The sequence below is a fragment of the Pseudoalteromonas sp. bablab_jr011 genome (assembly GCF_016464045.1).
In the GTDB taxonomy this organism is placed as follows: Bacteria; Pseudomonadota; Gammaproteobacteria; order Enterobacterales; family Alteromonadaceae; genus Pseudoalteromonas; species Pseudoalteromonas lipolytica.
Genome location: NZ_JACDWU010000124.1, coordinates 1 through 3,930, shown reverse-complemented (window position 1 = coordinate 3,930; position 3,930 = coordinate 1). Strand labels below are relative to the sequence as shown.

General features: G+C 41.4%; 4 protein-coding genes. All 4 read right to left on the bottom strand.

Going from position 1 to position 3,930, the window contains the following annotated elements:
• Positions 1-108: 108 nt before the first annotated feature.
• Genes JIG41_RS05305 through JIG41_RS05290 form a run of 4 tightly spaced genes read right to left on the bottom strand, consistent with a single transcriptional unit; the run spans position 109 to position 3,465 of the window.
• Positions 109-1,149: an ArsJ-associated glyceraldehyde-3-phosphate dehydrogenase gene (locus JIG41_RS05305; protein WP_199524364.1), complete on the bottom strand. Its 1,041-nt coding sequence runs from the start codon at positions 1,147-1,149 to the stop codon at positions 109-111.
• A gap of 2 nt (positions 1,150-1,151) precedes the next feature.
• Positions 1,152-1,655, bottom strand: coding sequence for a cyclin-dependent kinase inhibitor 3 family protein (locus tag JIG41_RS05300; RefSeq protein ID WP_016898911.1), 504 nt, complete (start codon positions 1,653-1,655; stop codon positions 1,152-1,154).
• Positions 1,656-1,669: 14 nt separating this feature from the next.
• Positions 1,670-2,692, bottom strand: a complete 1,023-nt coding sequence (gene arsB, locus JIG41_RS05295) for an ACR3 family arsenite efflux transporter (RefSeq protein ID WP_028835005.1) — start codon at positions 2,690-2,692, stop codon at positions 1,670-1,672.
• Positions 2,693-2,703: 11 nt separating this feature from the next.
• Positions 2,704-3,465: a metalloregulator ArsR/SmtB family transcription factor gene (locus tag JIG41_RS05290; RefSeq protein WP_029609889.1), complete on the bottom strand. Its 762-nt coding sequence runs from the start codon at positions 3,463-3,465 to the stop codon at positions 2,704-2,706.
• Positions 3,466-3,930 lie beyond the last annotated feature (465 nt).

Sequence of the window (3,930 nt, the reverse complement as noted above, 5' to 3'; positions counted from 1 at the left end):
GCGTTCAATGCGAGGATCGGTAATTGAATTAAAGTGTTTCAGAAAAGTAGCGCTCATATTTTACGTGACCAAGGTGATTATTATGCCTTGATCTGATCACTACATATTCTATAAGTTCAATTTATAATGATCTTGCCGTGACCCTTTAATTGATGATCCGACTTTACGAGCAAGTTCAGCCGTTCTATTAGCGTAACCCCACTCGTTGTCATACCATGTGTACAGCTTCACCTGAGTGCCATTAACGACCATTGTTGATAATGCATCGACAACGCTAGAACGTGGGTCGGTTTTATAATCGATAGAAACAAGTGGCTTTTCTTCATAACCAAGAATGCCTTTTAATTCGCCCTCAGCCGCTTCTTTCATCCAAGCGTTAATTTCAGCTTCCGTTGTTGGACGCTCAACCTCAAATACACAATCAGTAATTGAAGCATTCGCAAGAGGCACACGTACCGCATGACCATTCAGCTTACCTTTCAACTCTGGGAAAATATGAGTAATCGCCGTTGCCGAACCTGTAGTGGTTGGGATTAAGCTCATGCCACAGGCACGCGCTCTACGTAAATCTTTATGCGGAGCATCTAGAATCGTTTGAGTGTTGGTAATGTCGTGGATAGTCGTCATCGAGCCATGTTTGATGCCGATTTTATCCAGTAACACTTTCACCACTGGTGCTAAGCAGTTTGTGGTGCAAGACGCTGCCGTTACGATTGAGTGCTGTTCAACATCATATAGATGGTCGTTAACCCCCATAACCACATTAAGTACACCTTCTTCTTTTACGGGTGCTGTTACAACGACTTTTTTTACTCCTTGGTCTAAGTAGGCTTGTAGCAACTCAGTTTTCTTCATCTTGCCTGACGCTTCAATGACCAAATCACATTCAGACCAATCCGTATCATTAATTGCTTTGTTTTGCGTTACACGAATGGCTTGACCATCAATTATCACGTTATTGTCATCATGGGTTACATCATGTGACCAAGTACCATGCACAGAATCGTACTTTAATAAATGTGCTAGCGTTTCTGCATTGCCAGCAGGATCGTTGATTTGCACAAACTCAATGTCTTGCCAACCAAAAGCAGCTCTAAGTGTTAAGCGACCCATGCGGCCAAAACCGTTAATACCAATTTTAATTGCCATTGTTAAGCTCCTACTATTTGAAACTCATTGAAAAAAGAAAGTTGTACTGGGTGTGAGAGCGCTTTAGGGCGCATTTTCTGCACTTGTTTAATAATGTCTGCCTTGTCGTAACCTAGTTCAAACATCAGTAGTCCAATGACTAAGCCTGTGCGACCAGAGCCGCCTTTACAATGCACGGCAATGGTGCCTTGATTGCGTAAGATAGATAGCATGTCATCAAGGTTTGATTTGAACGCTGCTGCAAAATCTTCATTTGGTGCATCGTCATCTAAAATAGGTAACTGAAACCATTTAATACCTTGTGCATCACACACTTGAGGAAGGTCTTCGGCTTCATTCTTGTTCATTTCTGCATCGTACATCAGCGTCACAATCGCTTGTGCTCCAGCATCTTTCAATTGTGTAACCGATGTTGTTAAATCAACGTCTTTTGTTCCGGGGCAAGGAGTAAAGATAAAGCTTGCGCCATTATCAAGTGTTAGTATGTCATATGGATGAGTGTGCATAAAAAGCCTCTTAATTATTCGTTAAACCAATGTTTTGTTCTGTTCACAATCGATACGAGAGACAACATAACTGGAACTTCAACCAGAACCCCAACCACGGTCGCCAATGCAGCGCCTGAATGTAAGCCGAAAAGGGAAATAGCTACTGCCACTGCCAATTCAAAGAAGTTAGATGTACCAATCAAACAAGAAGGTGCAGCAATGTTGTGCTTAAGCTTGAGTCTGACCGCGATAAAATAGGCAATAATGAAAATGCCATAGGTTTGCAGGATAAGCGGAATGGCGATTAGCAAGATATTAAGTGGTTGCTCAATAATGGTGTTAGCTTGAAAGCCAAACAGCAAAACGACTGTTGCCAGTAAACCGATAACAGAAAACGGTTTTAACTTCTCTAGCAAACTTGTGATAGCTGCTTCATCGCGACCTGAGCTGTTTAAGTGTTTTCTAGTCAGGATTCCCGCGATTAAAGGGAGCAATACATACAAAATCACCGAGATAAACAAGGTGCCCCAAGGTACATGAATGTCTGTTACACCAAGCAATAACCCCGCAATGGGAGCGAATGCAAAAATCATGATGATGTCGTTCACCGACACCTGAACTAAGGTATAGTTCGCATCACCTTTGGTTAATTGCGACCAGACAAACACCATTGCCGTACAAGGTGCAACCCCCAGTAAAATCATACCAGCGATGTATTCTTGCGCTGTTTCTGGTGATACAAAATCGGCAAATAAGCCTTCGAAGAACAACCAACCTAAAGCAGCCATTGAAAATGGTTTAATAAGCCAGTTGACCACCAAAGTTAATACCAAGCCTTGCGGATTCTTCCCTACTTCCTTAATGGTTGAAAAATCCACTTGCACCATCATTGGGTAGATCATTACCCAAATGAAAACAGCAACAACTACATTTACATGGGCAACTTCAAGCTTTGCAATAGCTTCAAAAAGAGGTGGGTAAACAATCCCCAGCGCCACACCAGCAGCAATTGATATCGCCACCCAAACAGATAAATAACGTTCAAAAATCCCCATAGTTACATTCCTTAATTACAGCAGCTTGCCACACGCGTAGGACGGTCACCCATCGAGTTTAATCTGGCTAGCTCTTGTTCGATAAAAATAGGCTCATTCACTACCGTTGAGGTGATGGTTTGCTTCATCCACGCTGGCAATGTTGGATTGATCGAATAAAACACCCATTGCTGATGCTTTCTGTCAGATAAAATGCCTGTTTTTCGAAGCTGTGCTAGGTGACGGGACACTTTGGGCTGGCTCTCTTCATCTAATGCAGTCATCAACTCACAGACACACGCTTCACCCTCAACCGCAATGATTAAAAGCGTTTTCAAGCGAATATCATCAGCCAGAGCTTTGTAAAAAGTAGTTGGCGTTATTGGCGCTGGCATTTGCTTTTCTTGTATCAGCAAAAACATTTTGATCCGTTCATTTAGCTCTTGTAGCGTTTTTTCAAACGGGTTGGCATCTCTACGAGAACGAGGCTCAGGGAAATCCCAAGCAAGGCAGTTAGTACCATTGACTCGGCTATCACACTCTTTTGCCGCTTTATCACACAGGGTAATAACAAAATCGAAATGGATATTGCTAACTTCATCAAGGTGTTTTGAGTGTAATCCATCGGTAGGTAACCCAAAGTGCTCGATAGCTGACAAGGTACGACTATCAACACTATTTGGCTCAGTACCAGCACTATAAACCTCGTACTCACCTTTACCATGATGTTTTAGCAACGCCTCAGCCATGATAGACCTAGCTGAGTTTTCAGTGCATAAAAAGAGAACTTTCATGAAATATTCCATAATGAATTTATTATATAATAAATTTATTATGTTGTGGTGACAACAGATATTTTCGAAAAAATGAGTTATGAGTAGTGTTAGTTAGAAGTATAACTGCTAGTACAATACCGCAGTTGGTTAATTGGAGAGCTAAGCCACTGACCTAAATGAATTAGGTAAAACGTCTGTTAATTAGTTTTTATTAGTTGAGCAAAGAATTAAACTGAACGACTCAAAGTGGCACTTTTACGAAGTTCGGCTGTGAGCGATTAGCGGTCAGTCGGATTTTTACATTGTATGACTGCTTCAAGCTCTTTGCCGAAGTTCAACTAAGTGCCCAGACTGTGTGAAAACTCTGATCACCTTTTGGTCTAAGTATGTTCTGCTTATGATCTATTAATCTATACATTTAGTTCACTTAATATACTGATATTTATATAATTAGACTATTGATTCAGTTGAGGGTTGAGGCAG